This is a genomic window from Arcticibacter sp. MXS-1 (assembly GCF_041902385.1).
GTDB lineage: Bacteria > Bacteroidota > Bacteroidia > Sphingobacteriales > Sphingobacteriaceae > Arcticibacter.
The window spans coordinates 3,015,253-3,038,306 of sequence record NZ_CP169244.1 but is presented as its reverse complement, the minus strand read 5'-3'; the positions used below and the strand labels follow the sequence as shown (position 1 = coordinate 3,038,306).

Below are 23,054 nucleotides of genomic sequence, written 5' to 3'. Positions count from 1 at the left end.
AACTAAATTATAGGTGCATATTTAAGTCAAATAAAACGTTTTAGCAAATTTATTTTACTTTAGATGACATATAGAAACTGAGTGTACCACCCTTCATGATCTCATCATGCGTCAGGTACCTTCTGCCGAGCGGCTGACCATTGAGCAAAACCTTGCTGACATACACGTTCTTCGCGCTTTGATTTACAGCCTGAATATTCAGTGTGCTGCCATTCTCGAGCGTGATCGTTGCCGATTTGACCGAAGGACTGCCAAGCCAATACCGGTCTGAGCCCGGTGCAACAGGATAGAAACCAAGGGAACTAAAGATGTACCAGGCACTCATCTGGCCGCAGTCGTCATTACCACCCAGTCCTGCTGGCCCATTATGATACTGCTTCTTCAGGATCATCCTAACGCGCTCCTGTGTCTTCCAGGGCTCGTCTGTCCAATTATACAAATAAGCCACATGGTGTGAGGGCTCGTTTCCGTGAACATAATTTCCGATGATCCCCTCCCGCGTAATATCTTCGGTTTCAGCAAAAAACTCATCAGGCAGATGCATCGTAAAGAGCGAGTCGAGATGAGAAACGAACTTTTTCTTCCCTCCCATGAGACTAATCATCTGCTCCGGATCGTGAGGTACATACAGGCTGAAGTTCCAGGTATTTCCTTCGATGAAACCCTGGCCATCCGTCTTTAACACGTCAAAGTCCTTCTTAAACGAGCCGTCTGACATCCTCGGACGCATAAAGCCGATAGCTGGGTCGTATACATTCTTCCAGTTGCCCGACCGCCTGATAAACTCGTTATAGATATCGTCCCTGTTCAGTCGTTTGGCAAGCTGAGCAATGCACCAGTCGTCGTATGCGTACTCCAATGTGGAAGAAACAGAGGTTCCGTTCTTGTCGGCGGGGATGTAACCCCTGTCGATATATTCCCCGATTCCCTCGTAACTTCTGTGGCGGGCGGTAGCTACGCAGGCATCCAGCGCCTTATTGGCGTCGCCCTTATAAGCGCCCTTTATAATTGCGTCGGCAATAACCGAGACGCTATGATAGCCGCTCATGCACCAGTTATCGTTTGCGTAGTGCGACCAGATGGGAAGCATCTTAAGCGCGCTCTGATCATAGTGAGCAAGCATGGAGCTGACTATATCGGCGTTGCGCGACGGACTGGTGATGTTGAGGTAGGGATGGAAAGCTCTGAATGTATCCCAGAGTGACAGGGACGTATAATTTGTAAAGCCACTGGCTTTATGCACGTTCTGGTCGAGCCCTTTATACTCTCCGTTCACGTCCATGTAAACGGTCGGCATGAGGGCGGCATGATACATGGCGGTGTAGAAATTGATCATGTCCTCCCGGCCTAAGGCCTGGATCCTGATCCTGGCAAGTTCGCGGTTCCACAACTCCTGCCCTTCACGTTTCACGCGGTCAAAGTCCCAGTGCGGGATTTCTGCCCTCATGTTCTCAATCGCGTTGCGCGTACTGACAGGTGAAAGAGCGAACTTAATTTTGATCTTCTCCTGATCGGTGGTTTGGAAGTTAAAATACATCCGGAGCTGCCGGCCTGCGAGGTCAGGAAAGTTCCGGGTCTGATCAAACTTCCGCCAGAAGCCCCGGTAAACCTGCGCCTTTGAGTAGTCCTTCATGCCATACTCGGTAAAGGGTTTCGAGAATGACATAGCAAAGTAAACGGTACGGGTTCTGGCCCAGCCGGTGGTTTGCCTGAAGCCGGTCACCAGCGTGTCGTTTTCTACCCGCACAAAGGTCCACACGTTCTTATCATCATAGTTATAGATACCGGCCATCAGGTCGAGAATGATGTGTGCATCATCTGACTTGGGAAAGGTATACTGATGGAAGCCGGTGCGAAGGCTGGTGGTCAGCTCAGCCGTTATGTTATGATCATCGAGTTTTACCTTGTAGTAGTTCGGTTCGGCCACCTCATTCTGGTGCGAATAAGCTGAGCGATAGCCGCTGGCGGGATTGTCTTCAGTTCCCGGATTCAGCTGGAGCTTGCCGGTTGTAGGCATGATGAGAAAGTCGCCAAGGTCTGAGTGACCCGTACCGCTAAAGTGCGTGTGACTAAAGCCGACGATGGTCGGATCATCATACTGGTAGCCCGCGCAATACTTGTACACCGTTTTATTGTACTTTCCATTCATCTCGTACGGAATGGTGTCAGTATCCGGACTGAGTTGTACCGCCCCAAAGGGCACGGTGGCCCCGGGAAAGGTGTGTCCCATTTTCTCAGTGCCGATGATAGGCTTGACGTACTGAATCAGGCTTTCGCTATTCTTTTGCTGCGCCAAGGCGGAGCAGCAATACAAGGCTGTTATAAGAGCAAAGAAAGATCTCATCGTTTTTTGTGAAAGTGTATTTGTTTTTTAATGGTCACAAAGAACACTCAATCAAATTTATTCTCCGTTTGTGCGTGCAGCTCATGAGTGTTTTTCTTGAAAGTGTATTTGTTATTTTTAAGGACAAGAAGAACATTCATTCAAGTTTCATCCCCGTTTGAGAGCGCAGCTCATGAATGTTTTTTGTGAAAGTGTATTTGTTTTTTAATGGTCACAAAGAACACTCAATCAAATTTATTCTCCGTCTGTGCGTGCAGCTCATGAGTGTTTTATTTGAATTGCGATATCCATTGTTGCTTAATTCCCCAGGAGATATTGGGCTTCTCTGATGCGTAAACCGTTATCTGGCCGCCTGCTGACAACTCCTGGTGGGTTATATAATTTCTATCCAGGGGCTTTCCGTTGAGTATCACCCTATCAATATACCTGGCTGAGGGAGAATAGCCCTCGACCCTGATCCTGAACGTTTTGTTTCCGGGCATGGCTACTTCAATCGACGGAAAAAGCGGCACATTGAGATAATAGACGGGCCATCCCACGCAAGCGGGAGAAATGCCGCACGAGGCAAAGACAAACCAGGCGGACATCGCTCCTGCATCATCATCCATTGTCCGGATGTAAGCCTGCGGCTTGTTTTGATAAATGCGGTCTACAAAAGGATCTATGCCCCGGCTGTTGTCATTAAAGTAATATTGTACCACCGTGTCTACAGCAAGCCGGTGCACGAGCTCCTGCGATTTCCAGGGCTCAGGCGAAGCGTTGTACATCAACGGCACCTGCAGATCAGGTTCGTTTGCGTGGTTATAGTAGTCGTTACGGAAAAACTCATCCAGCTGTTTGGTATAAGCCTGTTCACCACCGCACAGGCCGATCAACCCTTTCACGTCGAAGGGCACAAACCAGCGATACTGCCAGATGGTCCCCTGATAAAGCCCTCTTGCCTGCATACGGTCGGCATCAGGCTGTGTAACATCGCGAAAGTCTTTATTCCAGTAATCTTTGTACGACAGCGCTTTCTGCCGGTACTTCATACTTAGCTCTTTCTTGTTCAAAATGGCCAGGATCTCGCTCAGTGCCCAGGCATCATAGCTCGACTCCAGCGCTTTGTCTGGTCTGGAAAAGTCGAGACCATCTACCTCTTTTATCAGGGAGTCAAGCACGGGAGACAAATTAAGACGATAGCCCTTGCGTAAGGCATCAAGCAGAACCACGATCGTATGCTCGGTCCTCACCGTGTTTGAGGGTTCATTCTGGGTAGCGTAATCCCTTTTACCGTATTGGTACAGGCCCGCCAGCGAAGCAGAGATATCCTGGAACCGCTCGGGATAGACAAGCGAAAGAAGAGGCAGCTGGGTACGATAGTTATCCCAAACAGCCCATCCATTGTACCGCTTGCTTTTGGATTGCTGCAGGCTCCCGTCTGTTCCTCTGTAAGTACCGTCAGTTTCATTGATCGTGTAGGGCGACTGCAAGGTGCGGTACAGCAAAGAATAGAAAAGGCGGGTGCGCTCAGCGTCGCCGTCTACCCTGATTTTGCTCAGTTCCGCATTCCAGTCGGCCTTACTTTTCTCAGCCATCGACTGAAATGAATCAGCATACAGAGCAGCTTTTGCATATTCAACGCTCACAGACGAAAGCGCTACTCTTATCTCAACACCACTCTGCGAAGCGGCGGGAAGGTGAGCCAGTAAACGGTGTGCGGAACTATCGCTCAGTGAAACGGGCTGACTAAACTCCAGGGCATAGTAAAGCCGGTACTTCCCAGCGTGACAGGTCGTCTTAGAGTCGACCCATCCGCTTAAGACACGTCCTTCCATGCGATGCTCCTCGGCCACAAAGCTATTTGACAAACTATGGCTCAGGTCAATGTAAAACCCCTTTTCCCCGCCGGGAAAGCGATAGCTATGCATGCCCGACTTGCCGTATACTGAAAAAGCAGCGGTTATTCCGTTCTGAAACGAAACAGCATAATATCCGGGGGACGCTGCCTGAGAGGTCCTGACGAGGTCTCCACCGGCGTTTCGCCCGAGGAAAGGCTTAATAAGGATGATGCCGCCACTTCCCGTGCATCCTACTCCTTCAAAACGATTGTGTGTAAAACCGAGGAACTTCTTTGCATTGTACTCATATCCCGTGTGGGTATGCGGATAGGTCTGTGGCCCGATACTCAGCATGCTGAAGGGGTAAGAGGCCGCCGGCGACATCTGCCCGTGATCACCGGAACTTCCCAGGAACACATTAACCAGGCTGGTATAGTCGGCCCCGGGTTTACTTGCGGGCAAGGTCTGAGCACGCAGGTGTGCAGGATAGAGCATAAAAGCTCCCGACAGCAGGGCTATGAGCAGTGCTGTCGGGAGCGTTATTTTATTTTTTCGTGTCATTAGAGAAAGAATAAGGGAAGTCGGCTTTATTGATCCCCCTTGTCTTATTTGGAGAAGAAGACATTTTATAATTCAGCACAGCTCCCTTCTGGAGCTCCGAGTGGCTGATCCAGTTACGGCTGTAAGGCTTGGCGTTAAACTGCATGGTACCGACATAGCGGTTCGCGTCGTTATTATCAGGCGCACTAATCACCACCTTCTTGCCGTTCTCCAGCTGCAAGGTGGCCTTTTTGAACAGAGGGGCGCCGAGCACGTACTGATCAACGCCTGGCGTAACGGGGTAAAAGCCTAATGCCGAGAAAATATACCAGGCAGAAGTCTGTCCGTTATCTTCGTCACCGCAGTACCCGTCGGGCGTAGGCTTATACATCCGGTTCATCGTTTCGCGAACCCAGTACTGTGCCTTCCATGGAGCACCGGCGTAGTTATACAGATAGATCATATGCTGGATCGGCTGGTTACCATGTGCATACTGGCCCATATTGGCAATCTGCATTTCTCTGATCTCGTGAATCACACCACCATAGTAACTATCGTCAAAAACGGGAGGTATTGAGAAAACAGAGTCGAGCTTTGTTACAAACTTATCCTTTCCTCCGATCAGGTCAACCAGCCCCTGAACGTCGTGAAAAACAGACCAGGAGTAGTGCCAGCTGTTTCCCTCAGTGAAGGCGTCGCCCCACTTGAACGGGTTAAAAGGCGACTGGAAGCTTCCGTCTTTGTTCTTGCCTCTCATAAGACCGGTTGAAGGATCAAAGAGGTTGCGGTAGTTCTGACTACGGCGGGCGTATACATCTGTCTCCGACTTAGGTTTGCCGAGCGCCTTTCCAAGTTGATAGATGGTAAAGTCGTCGTAAGCATACTCAAGGGTACGGGCCGCATTTTCATTGATCTTGACATCGTAAGGCACGTAGCCCAGCGTATTGTAGTACTCTACTCCTTTACGCCCGACAGCCGTCATTGGCCCCTCGTTGTTGGCACCGTGGATCAGAGCCTGATATAAAGTTTCAATATCATATCCCCTCAGTCCTTTGATATAGGCATCGGCGACTACAGAAGCAGAGTTGTTTCCGACCATAATGTCTGCATATCCGGGACTTGACCACTCGGGCAGCCATCCGCCCTCTTTGTAATCATTGATGAGACCTTCCTGCATCTCCTTGTTAATAGAAGGATACACAAGATTGAGAAATGGATAAAGAGCACGGAAGGTATCCCAAAAGCCAGTCCCTGCATACATATACCCTGGCAGTGTCTTTCCGTTGTAGGGGCTGTAGTGCACAATTTTGTTATTGGCATCGAGCTCGTACATCTTATGAGGGAAGAACAATGTGCGGTACAGACAGGAGTAAAACGTGCGAACCTGGTCTATTGAGCCGCCCTCAACTTTAATAGCAGAGAGACGCTTGTTCCACAGGTTTCTTGCCTTCTGACGGGTAGCATCGAAGCTGTCGCCGGCAAGTTCTCTTTTGAGATTCAATTCGGCCTGTTCAATGCTGATGAACGAAGAAGCAACCCGCAGGTGAACCTTCTCGCCCTTGGCAGTTTTAAAGCCGATGACCGCTCCGGTATGGTTAGACTTCAATTCAAGTTCATCTTTCAGATCCTTTTTATCCCAGGTCTTGCTCAGCGTGAAGTCTTTATCGAGATAAATAACGAAGTAGTTTTTAAAATTAGGGAGAGGCCCCCTGCTATATCGTGTAGAATAACCGACGATCTTTCTTTCAGACGGAATGATCCTGATATAGGATTCATCCTTCTTACTCTCGAATGCGTCGATCACGATGTAAGAGCTGTCAGACTTAGGAAAAGTGAAGCGGAACTGGGCTGCGCGCTCTGTTGGCGTTAACTCAGTGGTCACATCGGCATCGGCCAGGTAGACGCTGTAGTAGTACGGTTTGGATACCTCCGCCTTGTGCGAGAAATAGCTGGCCCTGTCCTCTTCTGCAAAACGCAGCTTGCCGGTTACGGGCATGATGGAGAACTGTCCATAATCGTTCATCCAGGGCGATGGCTGATGGGTTTGCTTAAAACCTTTGATCCGCTCGCCGTCGTAGGTGTAGGCCCATCCGTCGCCCATCTTTCCCGTTTGAGGGGTCCAAAAGTTCATTCCCCAGGGAACGGCGACTGCAGGATAGGTGTTGCCGTTGGATAAACCCGGATGAGAAGCAGTTCCCATCAGGGGGTTAACATAATCAACAGGATTGGTTACCTGTGTAACATTTTGCGCGAGAAGGCTTGATGTAGAGAAGATCAGGGCCATCGCCAGAAGTTTCCTTGTCATAGTATAAGGTGGTTATGAAAGATAGCTTTGTTAAGATAAGAAATATATTCTTTGAGATCCTAGATATCGGGATTTGCAACATATTGAGACCAGAGGCCATCGAGGTCCTTACCGGTATATTTTGCCCACAGCTCGTCAGAGTAAGTATGGGCCCGCATGTGCGCATCCATTTTCCTGACGATCCCTTTATGGCCTTTCGTCTCCAGCCAGTGAAGGAAGCGGGCAGTGATCCTGTAACTGTTCCGGTAGCTCTGCCCCTCCTTGTAGGGAGGTAAAGCCCAGCCTGCGCCCTGATTGTCGACGCCGAACTTAAACCGCACATAGTCGGCTATCCCCTCAGTAAGCCATCCGGGCCCGTTGGTATCACCATAGTCCTGTACAATGTGCATCACTTCGTGAGTCACTACGTCGATGTCTTCCGGATGAATGCGGAGCCAGTGAGAGCTGTACACCACTCTTCCATCGGATGTTGCCGCCACACCTTTGTAGGCAGTGTCGACCAGAAAAGTAACTTCCTTAAGTGTTTTGGTATTGTACTCCTTTGCCAGCCTGGGATAGACCTCAAAGAAGGTCCTGATCATCCGCGCTTTTACATCGGCGTTAAGTGCCGGATCGTTACTCGTGAAGTGAAGGGTATAGCCTTTTTGCCTAACTGGCTGCGACTCTTGAGCAGAAGCAAGAGTACCGGCGCCGACTAGTGTCAACACCAGGAGAAATGACGTTATTTTTAACATAGATCGGAGTTAAATAACAAAGGCAATCTAACGATATTTTTTCAAAAATCGTTTTAGCAATAAAAGTTTACAAGGAAAAAAGAGAGAAAAGAGAGCAGGAACGGATGGAGTCCCTGCTTTCTCATTAACATAGTGCTAGTAAGTAAACCCAGGCATTTCAGCCTGAGATTCTTTCAGAACCGTACGTGCACGTCTCCGCGCATACGGCTCCCGTTATCTATATTCCAGTTTGGGTTTTGCGCCGAATGTCCAATGAGCGAACAGGTTGGGTTTGCGGTTGTATAAACTGCTTACCCACTTCATTGCTCTGGTCACACTGCTTCTTAACCCTTTGTATTTCCGTATTGCCCAGTTGGCCAGCTTTGCGTTTATTCTTTGCATAAAGCTTCTTAGCTTTGCACTATAGAATTTCCCGTAGTAGTTGACCCAACCTTGCAGGACAGGATTTATTGTTTTGGCAACTTCTTCTATCTCAATGCACGGTGTGCGCAGTATCGGCATCTCGTTCAGCTTTTTATTCATTGCTGTCAATGCTTTTGTGCTTACTCCCGGCAAGAAGCAAGTGAAGTTTTCTTTTCGCTGGCTGTTCTGTGCCTGTCTGGGCTTGAACGTGTAACCAAGGAAGTCGAACGACACTATTTTTGGCGTTTTCGCATTGCGGTTACTGTCTTTGCAGAAGACTATTTTTGTTTTGTCTTCGTGCATTTCCAGCCCGCAATCTTTCAACCGTTTGCCCAATAACTCCTTTAAGCGGATGGCTTGTCCTTCGGTTCTGCAATGAATGACCGCATCGTCCGCATAGCGTTCGAATGCAAGGTCAGGATAGTTGGCCATCAGCCACATATCCATTGCGTAATGCAGGTAGAGGTTCGATAGTATCGGGCCGATAACGGAGCCTTGCGGCACACCCTTCGTCCGTGGTACTATTGTTCCGTCTTCCAGTCGCAAGGGGCTACCAGCCATCTTTTTATGTACAGTACCATCCATTGCTCCTCTGCATGTTTCTCCACTGCCAGCATAAGCAAGTCATGCGGAATGTTGTCGAAGAACCCTTTGATATCTACATCCAGCAGCCAGTGATATTCCCAGCACCTTTCACGTGCTTTGGCAACTGCCTGTAGTGCAGATTTCCTAGCTCGGTAGCCGTAGGAATCATCATGGAAAAGGTTGTCGACCACCTTTCCCAATTTCTCCGCTACTACCGCTTGTCCGATACGGTCGGTTATGGTGGGTATGCCTAATGGCCTTTTACCGCCATCTTTCTTGGGTATCTCCACCAACTTGATTGAAGGGGGCATGTAGCTGCCGGAACTCATTTGGTTCCAGAGCTTATACAGATGTTTCTGTCGCTCTTTTTCAAAAGCTTCCATGCTCATCTGGTCTACACCTGCTGCCCCTTTATTGGCTTTGATCTTCAAGTAGGCTTCCTGCACCGACTTTCTCGAAATACAATTTGGTTTTGGCCTGTACATATCTTATACCTCCTGTAGGTTGCCCCTTAAACAGTTTCTATTAATGTACAGCGCCTGATAACGCCCCCCTTCGCTCTTGCTATGTTTCCAAAGCAGTCATCACTACTACGGGTGGCTCTGCCCCTGTGGAACGCATCGATACTTTCGGACTTGCGGGTTCTTCCGCTTGTCCTTTTCTCTTCGCATCGTTCCCACAGGTTCCCAAGTTCCGTTTGAATGCCTGTATAAAGCTCACGCTGCCTATACGCCGGATGCCGCCGGGACAGTAAACAGGTTGTCCTCCCAACTGATAATAAAGTGATACTGTACTTTACTTTTGACATCATCTAATCCTTTCGACGCCTCTTCGGCAGTTCATTTTCATTCGTCTTCTTTATACTTACCTGACACCTCTGTGATGCCTTTTCTGCTAACGCTTCCCACCTTGGCTCTTTACCAAAGCAACTTAGCAGCGGTTTGATACCTGTTCCTGTAAGCCGATACCGATGGACCTACCATCATCATTCAAACAGCACCGATTTGCTGCGCAAATCGTTCATGGCGCTCAATAACCCGGATTTTGCTTTAAGTTCGGATTAATTGCTATTTGCGTTTGCGGAATCGGGAATAACTCTTTATTTTTTCTGTGGGCGTATGGTCCCACCAGCTGGCAGTAACAAACTTACCAAAACGTATTAAATCGGTTCTTCGCTTTCCTTCAAATATAAACTCCCGGCCTCTTTCTGCAAGAAATTCGTCCATTGTAAGACTTGCTGTAGTGTACTGTTCCGCAGCCCAGTCGGCTGCCATGAACCTCCGCTGTTTACACTGATTTACGAGATCAACAACTTGTTGGGTTGCCTCATTGCTATTCTTTCGCATAAGAGCCTCTGCCTTATTATAATAAATTTCAGTAAGACGATACAGGACATAATCGTTGCTCCAATACTTAGCATCAGTTGGCATACCTACCTGGTATTTATTGAACCTGGCACCACTATTCTCCTCGCCCCTTGTCATTCCTCCCGGACCGGTCTCACCTTCACTATTTCTCCTTATCTCCTTCACGAAAACCAGCGGCTTGTTGTTATACTCCTCCGTTCCTAATACAGGCTGGTCTGTGCCAAACTTATTTTGTTGGCCAATAAGGAACCATTTTTGCTTCCTTAAATCATTGTCTTTGTACGCATCAAATGCGGTAGGAATAACGACAATACCGTTATTGCCATCACGGTCCGCTCCATTAATCTCTCTTTGCCGGTAATGCCAAAAGATCCCTTCAAACGGCAGTCTAAAGTTTCCGTTCTTGAAATCGTAAGCGATTTGAAACAAGTTCTCTTTAGACTTATCGTTGTCCACACTAAAAGGACCGTAGATACCCGGGTCTAGTGCAGGAGCGCCGTCTAGTCCCCCTGCTTGGCCGCTGATAATTTTGTCACATGCCGCTACGCAGTCATCCCAACGCGGTGTCCCTGCCCATACTTCTGCGTTCAGGTACAATTCGGCTAACATCGCATATCCGGCCGCTTTTGTTATCCGACCAACAAGCGAGGGCGAAAGAGGCTGTAAACTCTCCACGTTATCCTTTACCTCTTTTTCAATGAAAGCAAAAACCTCCGCGCGTGGCTTCGTCTCGGGATTTAGAGGAGTTGCAACAGTTGTTACGACAGGCACATTCCCGTACATATCAAGCAGCTTAAGATAGTGCCATGCCCGCAACACTTTCGTTTCAGCTATTATAGAAACCTTATCCTGCTCGGTCATGCCAATCTTTGTAAAATCAACCTTTTCCAAATCGGCTATTGTATTATTACAAAAACCAATTCCTCCCCAAATTAATTCCCAAGGTTCTCTCACCGTATTGTCTGTCGGTGTCCAACTATGATTATGAAGACGAATCCAAACTCCCCCGTCATACCCGTGTCTCCCCTTCTGAGGCCAGGCTAGCTGATCTGCACTTAATTCAGATGCCTTCCAATATCCCTGCCGGTCCTGCATAGTAGCCCAGGCGTTCGCATGAGTGAACGGCCGAAGAACTGCAGCCATTACCTCGGTCCTGTTCTTGTAAAAGTTATCGGCGACAATGCCGTTATATATTGTTTCGTCTAAATTGGTGCATGAGTTTAGCGCTAAAGCGCAAGAGATAAATATTGTTCCTATTTTCTTTTTCATAAGATATCGCATTAAAAACCAACCTTTAAACCTAGTGTAAAAGAGCGGGTCCTGGGGTAAAATCCTCTTGTATCTACCCCGACCTCATCGAAGCCCACATCCTGTAACTCGGGATCCAAGCCCGAATATTTAGTAATTGTAATTAGGTTTCGGGTGGTAGCATAAAGTCTCAGAGTTCTGATGTAGTTAGTCTTTAACCTGAAGTTATAACCCAATGTGAGATTATCAAGCTTGACAAAACTCCCTGGCTCGAGGTAGTAATCAGAGTATTGAGGCGCATCATTTAACTGTGAGTGTTTAGTAACAGCGCTCCTTAACAGGTTATTTGGCAACCAAGCTTTGTTCCCGAAGAAAAGATCCTGAGTGTTCAGAATTTTATACCCAAATTTTCCTCTGAAGAATACAGTAAGATCAAAGTTATTGTAGGTAAAAGTGTTACTCAAAGAAGCGTAGTAACGGGGCAAAGCGTTACCTATTACGCCCAGATCTTCATTATTGATTTTGTCGGCTGTCACAGCAGAGCCGTCTTTCTTATAAAAGAGCCACTTACCTTGCTCGTTGAACCCAGCAAACCGCTTACCATAAAAATTGCCGAACGGCTGTCCCTCCTCAATCCTCATTGCGTTGCCTAAGTTACCCGGCGAAGGCAGACCATATCGCTCGAGGAATGTAGCTTTGAAAACGTCGTTTGACAATTTCGATAGCTTGTCGTTATTGGCGCTGAAGGTTGCATCGATATTCCATTTAAAGTCCTTTTTCTTGATTGGACTTCCGCTAAGGACTACCTCTATCCCCTTGTTTGAGATCGTACCAACGTTTGTATATATAGAATTATTAACATATGGAGGGACTTGAGCTGTATAGCCCAGCAGCAGGTCGGTTGTCTTTCTGCTATAAAGGTCGATTGAGCCGCTAATTATATTATTTAGAACAGCAAAATCGATTCCTGCGTTTAACTCCTTTTTCTTCTCCCACCTTAAATCAGGATTTGGATTGCGAGATGGCCCGTAAGTCTGGAACCACACTCCATTCTGTAAATATTGCCCCCCTGTGCCCAGGGTGATCAAGGACTGATAGTTAGGGATTCCTTGATTGCCTGTCACACCATAGCCTGCCCTGACTTTGAGATTATTAATAAACTTAACGTTCTGCATAAACTCCTCCCTGTAAATATTCCAGCCAAGGGAAAGTGCGGGAAAGTTACCCCACTTGTGATTCGCTCCGAACCTCGAGGATCCTTCTCTTCTTAAAATCGCTGATAGAAGATATTTCTCTCGATAAGAATAGTTAACCCGACCAAAAAAAGCGATCAAAGTGTTATCTTCTTTAAAGCTACCGAGACCCGGGCGAGGAAGAAGAGTGTTGGTTATCGCATTCCCGGCGCCGATATTCCAGTCGAGGAAAGCGTCTGTTAAAAAGCCGGAGTTATTCAGGTTCGATTCCTCTCTCGTAAAATACTGATAACTGTAGCCGACGACAGCATTTACCGAGTGATTATCAGCAATCGTGCTAGAATAATCTGCCGTAGTTTCAAATGTGTAATTTTGATCCAGTCTGTTAAATTTCGACGCATATCCGGTTCCCTGGTAATTGCGCTTGGAAGTAAAAGCATCTCGGCTGATATATTGCCTGTCAGTATACGAATCCCTTATCAGGGCTCCAAAAGCAGACACGCGTAATCCCTTATATACGTCGAGTGTCAGCTTTGCATCCCCCGAAAAGGTTTGCTGATTTCGTTCGGAAAGCTCCTGATTTAAGCGCGCTACTGGATTATAATTATTAAATGCACTGGTTTCCAAAAAGGTACCATCAGGGTTATAAATGGGAGCGGTAGGGTTCCGTTGTATAGACTGTTCAAAATCGCCTGTACTTCCACCCAATAAGTTCGCCTTATTGAGGTTAATTGCAAAGTTGGTCTGCAACGCCAGCCGGTCCTGGAGCCCTTTCTGATTTATGTTCAGCCTCCCTCCATATTGCTCTCTTCCGTTCTCTTTTGCTACTCCCTGTGCGTCGTTATAATATAAGGACGCCCTATAGTTAGTTTTGGGTGAGCCTCCTGATGCAGCAAGGTTGTGGTATTGGCTTAAGTTATCTTTGTTAATCAACATATCGTAGACGTCTGTGATACTGCCTAGATCGTTACTTGCAGCAACAAGGCTCTTAAACTCTTCAGCAGAAAGCATCTCGGGCCTCTTTGCAACTGCTTCCCGCTGAAAATATGTAGAATATTCATAGGTTGGATCTCCAGCCTTTCCCTTCTTTGTGGTTATCAGAATTACGCCTGCGTTCCCTCTGGTTCCATAAATCGCTGCCGCCGAGCCGTCCTTTAGAACGTCGAACGATTCTATGTCGTCCTGCTGCAAAAGATCAAGGTTACCTCCGGGAATACCGTCAATTACAATTAAAGGACTTTGGGATCCGGTTAACGAAGATACCCCACGTAGTTGGACGGCCGCGCTTGCATTGGGATTGTTTCCCTGTGTCCGGGTAATACTTACCCCAGCGACCTTTCCCTGAATCAAGTCTAGGGGCGACCTTACTCCTCCCGCATTAAAGTCCTCCTGCTTCACCGAGGCAACTGCTGCAGTTACCTGCTCTCTTGTCTGAGTTCCGTAGCCCACCACTACTACCTCACTAAGGGTATTGTTTTTTGCTGCTAATTTAACTTCTATGACAGTCCTGTTTCCTACCCGCACCTCCTGCGTCTGAAAGCCAACAAACGAGAAGACGAGGACGACCTGAGGTCCCGACACAGAAACTCTAAAGTTCCCGTTCACATCTGTCGAGGTTCCACTCTTCGCCCCCTTAATTTTCACGGAAACGCCTGGCAAGGGCTGGCCCTCAGGATCTTTTACTGTCCCTGTAACCACAACATCTTTTGCGCTCACTTTAATATCGCTCCCTGTTGAAGAAAAATAACTTTTGCCTTCTAACGCCGTTTTCACATTACCGTTGTCGGTGTCGGCAAAAACAGCACAACAGAAAAGGAAAAAGATAAAAAACAGAAGGACGCCGCCCCTTGGCCGTCGTCCCTGGCTAGTAAATGTGGCTTGTGTACTTGATTGTTTCATAAAATGATTATTAAGTGGTTGATAATTGAAAAGAGTGACAACGCTGGACTTGGTCGGTCTAACGGCAGATATTCATACTTCTAAAGCTAGGAAAGAAAAACGATTTAGCAAAGTTTCAAGAAAAAAATTTCCACAACTGAGTGACTGTAGATGTGTAGGCGAGACCAAAAAGTGCATCCTCTCCCAACAAATACCCTGATTGTCAAAAAATTAAAATATAAACCAGTGCCTATTGGGGAAAGGACTGACGATTATGAAGAGATGTCTTGAGAACCACCGACTGTGGTTTTTTTCTCGCCCAGACACCTTAAGTCGTTTTAGCAGCAGACTAATTACTTCTTCCGAGATTTCTTTGATAGGTTGTGTAATGGCTGTAATCGAAGGGTTGCTAAGCTGGAACACGTCGTGGTCGTCGAACGCAATGACTGCCAGGTCAGAAGGGATATTGATACCCAGTTCATAGATAGCGCGGAGTCCGCTTACTCCGAGGTAATTGGTTCCAAAGAGAACGGCGTCAAGCTCTTTCTTTCGTTTCAGAAAGGCGGTTACATGCTTAATGATCTCCTCGGGACTGTTGGTGTAGGGGATCTCCTTGACATGCTGGTTAAGCTGATTTTCAGACAAGGCCGTCTCGTATCCCTGGAGCCGTTCCTGCATCTGGCTTTGAAGAGAATAAAGCGTGATAAAGCCGATGTTCTTATATCCTTTTGCAACAAGGTGCCTGACGGCATTATAAGTACTCCCATAGTTGTCAATTCCTACAAAGTCAGCTTCTACCCCGCTCAGCTTCCGGTCAAATAAAACTACAGGAGATCCTGCTTGCAGGAGGTTGTTGATATCGTCTTCTATTCCTTCGGGCGGCGCAATGATATAGCCGTCAACATGCCTTTCGCGAAACATGTGAATAAGTTCCCGCGTTTTTTCAGTGTCATTATCCGTACTACAGTACAGGATCTTGTACCCATTTTTATAGGCGTTATCTTCTATCAGGCGGGCGATGTTGGCAAAGAAGGGGTTAGCGATATTCTCTACCATCAGCCCGATGGTGTTCGATTTACCTGTGCGCAAACTTCTGGCCAGAGAATTAGGCTTATACCCTACTTCTGCGATATATTTCTGCACCCGCTCAACCAGTTCTTCACTGATCCTTTTTTCTGCCGCTCTTCCGTTCAGAATAAAAGAGACGGTGGTAACCGAAATGTTCAGGCTTCGGGCGATATCATTGATGGATAGTTTCTTTTTCACTATAAAAGTTAACTTGAAATCAAAGATAGCGTTTATAATATATTCACGCTACTCCGGCCCGATTTGAAAGCTTTTAAAACTGTAATAAGTACACTATTTCGTATTATCGGGGACCCTGATCAGCCTTGCAACATATCCTCCGCCCGAAGCAAGAGAGACTTTTATTTTTGATCCTTTCACTACGTCAATTGTCTCAGTCTTAAAATCACGCGCATTTCGGTCGGCGTTTAGTCCGTCCTTCCAGATCATCATCTTATACTTTCCGTCGCCCAGAAAGCTGAGGTTAAGGCTGAAGTCCCTGGCTGTCCAGTCGTTCATCGCCCCCAGATACCAGTCGCCATTTTTTGCTTTGCGAGCCATCACCACGTAATCTCCTATTTTCCCTTCCAAAGGAACTGTTTCGGCCCACTGAACCGGAACGGCGGCAAGGAACTCCATACATTCAGGCTCTTTGTAATAGTGAGTCGGGATATCACAAAGCATCTGCAGGGGGCTTTCAAATATGACGTACATCGCCATCTGGTTACAGCGTGTTCCTAAGGTCATTGGCTCTGCAGGATTAGCGGACCAGGCATCCTTCTGCACATTCAACATGCCTCCCGGCGTAAAGTCCATCGGCCCTGCGGCCATTCTGGTGAAAGGGAGCGTAATCGTATGATCAGGAGTAACGGAGGCCGCAAACTTGCTGATTTCATTGCCCAGAACGCCCTCGGAAGTGAGCACATTCGGGTAGGTTCTGATCCATCCTGTTGGCTTGTAGGCACCATGGAAGTCGACCAGCAGTTTCCTTTTTGCTGCCGCTCTTGCTACCTTTTCGTAATAGTTCACCATATCCTGGTCATCGCGCTGCATGAAGTCGACCTTGATCCCTTTAATTCCCCATTTAGCGAACTGATCAAGGGCCTTATCTAACTGCTTGTCCAGAACAAGCCAGCTCGTCCAGAGGATAAGGTCAACGTTTTTACTTCTGGCATAATCGGCCAGTTCTTTCACGTTGATGCCTGGGGACTGATTCATCAGGTCGCGCGTATCGCACCAGCCCTCGTCAAGAAGCACATACTCAATATGGTACTTCGAAGCAAAGTCGATGTAGTACTTATACGTTTCGTTATTGATTCCGGCCTTAAAGTCGACTCCGTATATGTTATTGTAGTGCCACCAGTCCCACTGAACCTTACGGGGTTTCACCCAGCTAAAATCACCGGAGGCGGGCCGGGCAAACTGATAAACAAGCTGATTAGTAAGGATGTCCTTATCAGACCGCGCGATCATCATAATCCTCCAGGGAAAAGTCTGCGGCCCCTGTATCCTTGCAATGTACTCCTCACGGGCCTCCACCCTTTCATCGCGGTCACTGGTGACCTTTTTCTGGCGGGGATAGTGAGGAAATACAGCGTGCACCCCACCCTCACCTCCCTGGTTTCCTCGTACCCACATCCCTGCGTAATTGAAGAGGTCAGACTCTGTAAGTAAGAGCTTTGTCCCTTTCACCTCAAAGAGAACAGGCAGACTGGCCAGTTTATCACCGCCAATACTGTCGAGCCTGTAGTTACGATAGGCACGCTCGTTATGCGAATAAAAGTCATCTTCCTGAGGATACCACGACCGTCCCTCCTTACCCAGATTAAAAGAGGCATTTTCCTCCTGAACGACATAGGCACCTTTGTTCTGGCTAAGCCACCTGAAGCCGGTTCCATTATCATACACCCGCCACTCAAGGGCAAGACCGTTAGAAAAATCAAGGTGCAGCTGATTATAATGGTCGCGCAGTTCACTACTCTTTTGCCACACCAAAGGCTTTAGCACTGAGTTGACAGCGGAGGTCTTTGCCCCTTTCACCTTCCATTTTATCCCCTCAGAAAAAGAGGTGCGCATAGAAAGCCCGGATCTTTTCACCAGCTCCTTTCCCTGAAAGGAGACATTGTAGTAAATGCTGTCCGACACGGATACGTTTATTGCAATCGACTTGTCGGGTGATAAGATCTGATACTTCTGCTGGCCGGCAAGCGAATAACAACTCAGGGCCAGAGTAACGGCAAGGGCTGTCCTTACTATTTTCATCTGATTTATAATTGATTCTTAAGAAGCCTGCCTATGCGAGCAGGTGAGGCCTTTCTTTATATGTCTTCCATAAAAACTCCCCAAAAAGAGTATTCGCCCATGCAAACCACGATCTGGTAAATTTTTTCGGGTCGTCTTTATAGAAAGTCTCATGCATCAGGCCCGTTCCGCCATGTGTCTTGCTCAGCACCTCCACGCATCTTTTGATTTCAGCGTCATCGTCGCTGGTCAGTCCGCGCATGATAATACTCATCGGCCATATCATGCCATCCCTCTCCACATGCGGGCCTCCAATTCCTTCGCCGGCAGAACCGGTATAGAAATAAGGATTATCGTGAGACCAGATCAGCTTGCGGGTGTTCTGATATACCTGATCACTCTTTGAAACTGCACCCAGGTAAGGTAAGGACATGAGACTCGGCACATTGGCATCGTCCATGAACAACTGATTTCCGAACCCGTCCACCTCAAACGCGTATACTTTTCCATATTTTTTATGATCGAAGCTTGCATACTGCTGCAAAGCGCTCTCTACTTCGGTCGCCAGGCTGGTTAACTGAGCCGCCGTAGCGGTGTCGCGCGCTATCGTCGTCATCATTTCTGACGCTTCTTTTAAACTTACGACTGCAAAAAAATTGGAAGGTATCAGGAATTGATAAAGAGTGGCGTCGTCGCTTGGGCGGAAGGCTGAACAGATGAGGCCAACCGGCTTGACAGGAAAGCCATAACCTGCCATAGGCTGGGTGTCGGAAGCTTTTGGAGTGGTACGCTGAAATTTGTAAGGGCCCCAGTTGTCTTTCTTTTGCTGTTCCTTAAACGTCTTCAGGATCAGTTTTATCGCCTGCTGCCATTGCTGATCAAAAGGCTGGGTATCGCCTGTTGATTTCCAGTAGTGATAGGCAAGACGGATTGGATAGCAAAGCGAATCAATTTCCCATTTCCTTTCGTGAACACCAGGCTTCATGTCGGTGTGGTCGGTAGACCACTCCCCTTTCTTGTCGGCGTCATGATAGAAAGCATTGGCATAAGGGTCCTTCAGAACATAAGAAGTCTGCCTGTTAATGACGCCTGCAATAAGCTGCTGAAGGGCTTTATCCTGCTTAACAAACTGCATATAGGGCCATACCTGTGCGCTGCTGTCGCGCATCCACATAGCATCAATATCTCCGGTAATGACATATGTATCCGGCTTGCCATCCTTGACAGAGTGGAAGACAGTGGTATCAAGGGTATTAGGAAAACAGTTTTCAAACAGCCAGCCCAGCTCGGGATTCTTTACATTCTTTTTAAACTCTGCAATCGCTTTTTCCACGGCCTTGCTGGTAAACTTCCGTTTTGACGGCTCTGTCCTGACTACCGGAAAGGCCGGAGGCATAGCAAAAGCAAAATTATTAGCGAGAACGTAGCTTGCTCCCAGTGCTCCTGCACTTTTTATAAAGGTTCTTCTTTTCATATCTTTTGTGAGTTTGAACTTCGTTGAGGAATCAGTTTACGACTGGACCGGCTTTTCATCGGCACATATTATAATTGGTAAAACATCCGTTTCTCAAACTTACATAACTAAATTGATTTAGCTAAGCACTTCAACATTTTTTTTACAAAATCTTAAATCGCAATGCCGGGGCAGGTGTCAGTCATGAAGAACCCCTTTGCATCCGGCATTGTAAAGGAAGCGCCCCGGCATTTCAGCCTGCGCTTATCTAATTCCAGCTTCTCTCTATCCTGAACGAATAGGAGTTGGAGGCATCTGAAGGGATCTCGTATTTACTTAGCGGTCCGGGTCCACAGCTGGCATTCCCAATGCCCCTCTGTAAGTAGTCAAGGGAAAGAATTGTCTCAGGCTTTCTGATTTCGGGCAACCGGAATCCATGAACTGCAGTCCACAGGTCCTGATCTGTATAGTGCAGAGCCGAAAAGTTCAGCTTGTCCTTCGACCAGATCCTGATACCCTCGTTGTTCTTGTCTGTAATTTTCAGCCAGCGCACATCTTCGCGGTTACCCATACTCTGGGCTCTGGTGTACCACTCTCCCATTTGGTCGATAGCGGAAGAATAAATTCCAAAATAGGCCGCTGCCTTACGGTCTGCATAGTTTTCCTGCGGTCCCCGGCCGTACCACTGCACATTGTCCATATCAGGAATAAGGGCCATCTGGAGACCCAGCCTTGGAACCCTGTAGGTGTCTCTGGTGTTGTCGAACGTTACATCTACGTCTATAATTCCGCCCGGTGATATCAGGTAGTTTACCGTGTAGGCAAGCACGCCGGGCTTCTCTCCGGCTAAGACTGCCTTGTAACGGGTTCTCACAACCACTTGTTTCCCTTCATTGACGGGGAGGAATGTAAAGCCGTCAAGCTCAATCTTAGGCTCGATATATTTTCTAGCATCGTTATTGATACTCCTGTACCAGTTTAGAGAAAGCCCTTTTCCCTGATCGATCATTTCCTTTCGGTTATATTTTAATGAGATGAGAGTACCGGTGTTCCTGTCGAATTGAATATTGGAGTCGCTGCCCGATATATTTACAATATTTTCCCTCTGAGAGGCGTAGAGGCGCTCAACGCCTGCAGTATCCAGAGCGGCAATTGAAGGCCTGCTGTTTAACGGGAACTGGTCAGAAGCTACTACCCATCCAGCCGGGGCCCAGGACTGTTCCTTTAAGGTCCGGAACTGAACGTTCAGGAAATACTCACTATTATTCTCAAACCTGTTGCTATAGGGCAATACCAACTCCACCGATTCATCGGGTCTGACGTCCTGAGGGACCACTACCCCTGAATCAATAATCCTTCCGTCTTGCAACACTTCCCATTTCAAATCAAAGTTCCTGAGATTGAGGAAGTCGTACCTGTTAGTGATCTTCACACTCCCGATGGAAAGGTCTACCGGCGCCATTCTGATATATTGATACACCTTTCTTACTTCCTGCATCTTGGCGGTGATGCGTCTGTCAGGGGTAGTGATCCCATTGTTGCAGAAGTCAAAGTCGTTTGGCTTGTCTCCAAAATCTCCCCCAAAATAATACCGATCGGCTGGTTCCCCCGGCTTATTAATTCCCTGGTCTACCCAATCCCAGATACAGGCTCCGATCATTCTTTCGGATTTATTCTCAATGTAGTCCCAGTACTCAGGAAGGTTACCGATAGCATTCCCCATCGCATGAGCGTACTCGCAAAGGAAAAACGGCTTGTTACTTTCCTGCTTGTCTGTTTTAGCCATATCATCGACAGACGGATACATCCTTGAGTCTATATCGGCCGCTGTATTCTTTCCTTCGTAATGAACGATAAAGGAGCTGTCAATCTTCTTAATTTCCTTGTAGACGGCATTAAAGTTATCTCCGGCACCACTCTCATTTCCCATGGACCAGAAGATGACGGATGGATGGTTCTTGTGTTCCTCTACATTTCTGATATTGCGATCCACAAAGGCAGGCAGCCACGAAGGGTTTGAGCTAAGGGAGTTGTTGCCATGGCACTCGAGGTCAGCCTCCGACATGGTATATAGCCCAAAGTAATCGAACATGGCGTACATCTTCGGGTCGTTGGGATAGTGGCTCGTCCTGATTGTATTGATGTTGGATCTCTTCATCAGCCTGATGTCATCGAGCATCGATTCTACAGGTACGGCTTTACCGTATTTAGGATGAATATCGTGGCGGTTTGTCCCCTTAAAGAATACCTGTCTGCCGTTAACATACACGCGTTTATTGCGAATTTCCACTTTCCGGATGCCCACCCTGGATGAGACCACCTCCAAAACATTTCCTTCAGCATCGTTCAGCGTTATAATTGCAGTGTACAGATTGGGAGTCTCAGCAGACCATAACTGCGGTTTGGTAACCTTGCCTGTTAATACATAAGTTTCCTCGCTGTTTTGCTTTAAGACTTGTACAGGCTCTTTAACTGCAAGCACCTCCTTCCCCTGCGGATCGAGAAGGGAGAGATTGATCTCGCCGCCTTTAAAATTCGCTCTGTCGGCATTCAGAACCCGCGCATCCAGCTTCACTGTTGCCACCGAAAGGTCTTCTGCCGCGAGGTCCGATCTTAAATAGTAGTCTCTTATATGAGTTTTAGGAAGAGCAAAAAGAGCAACATCGCGATGAATGCCGCTCAGGCGGAACATATCCTGATCTTCCAGGTAACTTCCGTCGCTCCAGCGATAGACTTCCACGGCTAATGTATTATCCCCCGTTTTTACGAAGCTTGTCAGGTTAAATTCTGCAACGTTATTGGCACCCTCGCTGTAGCCAACTTTCCTGCCATTCACCCAGAGGTACATTGCGCTGTAAACACCTTCGAACCGCACGTATATTTCTTTACCCGCCCAGTCATCCGGGATAGAAAAACTTCTGCGATAGGACCCAACTGGATTGGGCTCCTTTTCATTGGTGTATCCTGCCTGCGACTTGATAAACGGAGGATCATTTTTGAAAGGATAGGTGATGTTGGTGTAGATGGGCGTGCCATACCCCAGCATTTCCCAGTTAGATGGAACGGTAACGTCTTTCCACCCCGAAACATCAAATTCAGGCTTATAAAAGTCCACAGGTCTTTCTGAGGGCTGTTTTACCCAGTTGAACTTCCATGTCCCATTCAGCAGCTGGTAGTAGGGAGACTGAGTTTTCTGCCATGGCTGATCAAAGGATGGATCTTTTTTCAAACTCTCTACAGAAGGGAATGGTATATAAGGGACGTGAGGGCGCTCCTTGTTGACACCGAATATCTCCTCGTTTTCCCATTCAGTCAGCCCTGCTCTTCGCTCGATTTTAATCTTACCGCTCACTTTTTTAAGTTCCCACTCCTGCTCCTCACTGTTATCATCGGCTGGCATTTGAAAGAGTCTTTGTTGCGTTCCCGAGAGGCGGTGCGTCAGGTTATAGCCGCTGGAAACCGAGGAGATGATAAACTTCCCGTTCGGCTTCTTTTGAAACTTCCATTGCTGATTAGGATTATCGCTGTTCTTATCCCACAGAACGACGGCATTCCCAGCTCCTGTTGTCTTATTGCCATTGTCAATACTTTTGAAACTCACCGGGCTGGCGATAGTATAGGCACCATTTCCGGCGGGGGTAATCATCCAGACCTGATCTGCGCTGGCAGATGCTGCCTCTGCGAGATAAAGGTTCGAATTGTTCTCCTGCGCCGCTCGGTTGTCAACAACCATCTTGTTCCTGGCGACTAACTTATAATAAGCGTCCTTTTCAAACGTCTGCGCATTTATATCCGAGAATGGCACCATAGATAAAAATGCTAAAGTGGACAACAATAAGAGATAAAATTTCATTAGATGAGCTTCGGTATAAGTGTGAT

Annotated in this window: 11 protein-coding genes and 1 pseudogene; all 12 read right to left on the bottom strand. The window is 47.5% G+C overall.

Annotated elements, in window-relative coordinates; genetic code table 11:
- Window positions 1-49 precede the first annotated feature (49 nt).
- The 12 genes and pseudogenes from ACES2C_RS13040 to ACES2C_RS12985 all read right to left on the bottom strand — a co-directional run bounded on the left by ACES2C_RS13040 (window position 50) and on the right by ACES2C_RS12985 (window position 22,983).
- Window positions 50-2,344 carry a GH92 family glycosyl hydrolase gene (locus tag ACES2C_RS13040; protein WP_374163532.1) on the bottom strand — a complete coding sequence of 765 codons (2,295 nt, stop codon included), beginning with the start codon at window positions 2,342-2,344 and terminating at the stop codon, window positions 50-52.
- Window positions 2,345-2,613: 269 nt separating this feature from the next.
- Entirely contained in the window at window positions 2,614-4,725 is a 2,112-nt protein-coding gene (locus ACES2C_RS13035) for a glycoside hydrolase domain-containing protein (RefSeq protein ID WP_374163531.1), read from the bottom strand.
- Window positions 4,709-7,009 carry a GH92 family glycosyl hydrolase gene (locus ACES2C_RS13030; RefSeq protein WP_374163530.1) on the bottom strand — a complete coding sequence of 767 codons (2,301 nt, stop codon included), beginning with the start codon at window positions 7,007-7,009 and terminating at the stop codon, window positions 4,709-4,711. Before ACES2C_RS13030 ends, ACES2C_RS13035 begins: the two co-directional genes overlap by 17 nt.
- A gap of 59 nt (window positions 7,010-7,068) precedes the next feature.
- On the bottom strand, window positions 7,069-7,743 hold the full coding sequence (locus ACES2C_RS13025) for a basic secretory protein-like protein (RefSeq protein WP_374163529.1): 675 nt from the start codon (window positions 7,741-7,743) through the stop codon (window positions 7,069-7,071).
- A 213-nt stretch (window positions 7,744-7,956) separates the two neighbouring features.
- A complete protein-coding gene (locus ACES2C_RS13020) occupies window positions 7,957-8,706 on the bottom strand; it encodes a reverse transcriptase domain-containing protein (protein ID WP_374163528.1) in 750 nt (249 codons plus the stop codon).
- Window positions 8,667-9,215 carry a reverse transcriptase domain-containing protein gene (locus tag ACES2C_RS13015; RefSeq protein ID WP_374163527.1) on the bottom strand — a complete coding sequence of 183 codons (549 nt, stop codon included), beginning with the start codon at window positions 9,213-9,215 and terminating at the stop codon, window positions 8,667-8,669. The genes ACES2C_RS13020 and ACES2C_RS13015 overlap by 40 nt, the downstream gene beginning before the upstream one ends.
- A gap of 544 nt (window positions 9,216-9,759) precedes the next feature.
- A pseudogene (locus ACES2C_RS13010) lies at window positions 9,760-11,192 on the bottom strand (RagB/SusD family nutrient uptake outer membrane protein).
- A gap of 185 nt (window positions 11,193-11,377) precedes the next feature.
- Window positions 11,378-14,437 (bottom strand): SusC/RagA family TonB-linked outer membrane protein, encoded by a 3,060-nt coding sequence (locus ACES2C_RS13005; RefSeq protein WP_374163526.1) that lies wholly within the window; start codon window positions 14,435-14,437, stop codon window positions 11,378-11,380.
- A 210-nt stretch (window positions 14,438-14,647) separates the two neighbouring features.
- Complete coding sequence (locus ACES2C_RS13000; protein ID WP_374163525.1) at window positions 14,648-15,682, bottom strand: LacI family DNA-binding transcriptional regulator; 1,035 nt, start codon at window positions 15,680-15,682, stop codon at window positions 14,648-14,650.
- A gap of 93 nt (window positions 15,683-15,775) precedes the next feature.
- Complete coding sequence (locus ACES2C_RS12995; RefSeq protein WP_374163524.1) at window positions 15,776-17,743, bottom strand: glycoside hydrolase family 97 protein; 1,968 nt, start codon at window positions 17,741-17,743, stop codon at window positions 15,776-15,778.
- Between the two features lie 31 nt (window positions 17,744-17,774).
- The gene (locus ACES2C_RS12990) at window positions 17,775-19,196 is read right to left on the bottom strand and encodes a glycoside hydrolase family 125 protein (RefSeq protein WP_374163523.1); all 1,422 of its coding nucleotides are present in this window, start codon (window positions 19,194-19,196) and stop codon (window positions 17,775-17,777) included.
- 247 nt (window positions 19,197-19,443) lie between these two features.
- Window positions 19,444-22,983: a glycoside hydrolase family 2 TIM barrel-domain containing protein gene (locus ACES2C_RS12985; protein ID WP_374163522.1), complete on the bottom strand. Its 3,540-nt coding sequence runs from the start codon at window positions 22,981-22,983 to the stop codon at window positions 19,444-19,446.
- Window positions 22,984-23,054 lie beyond the last annotated feature (71 nt).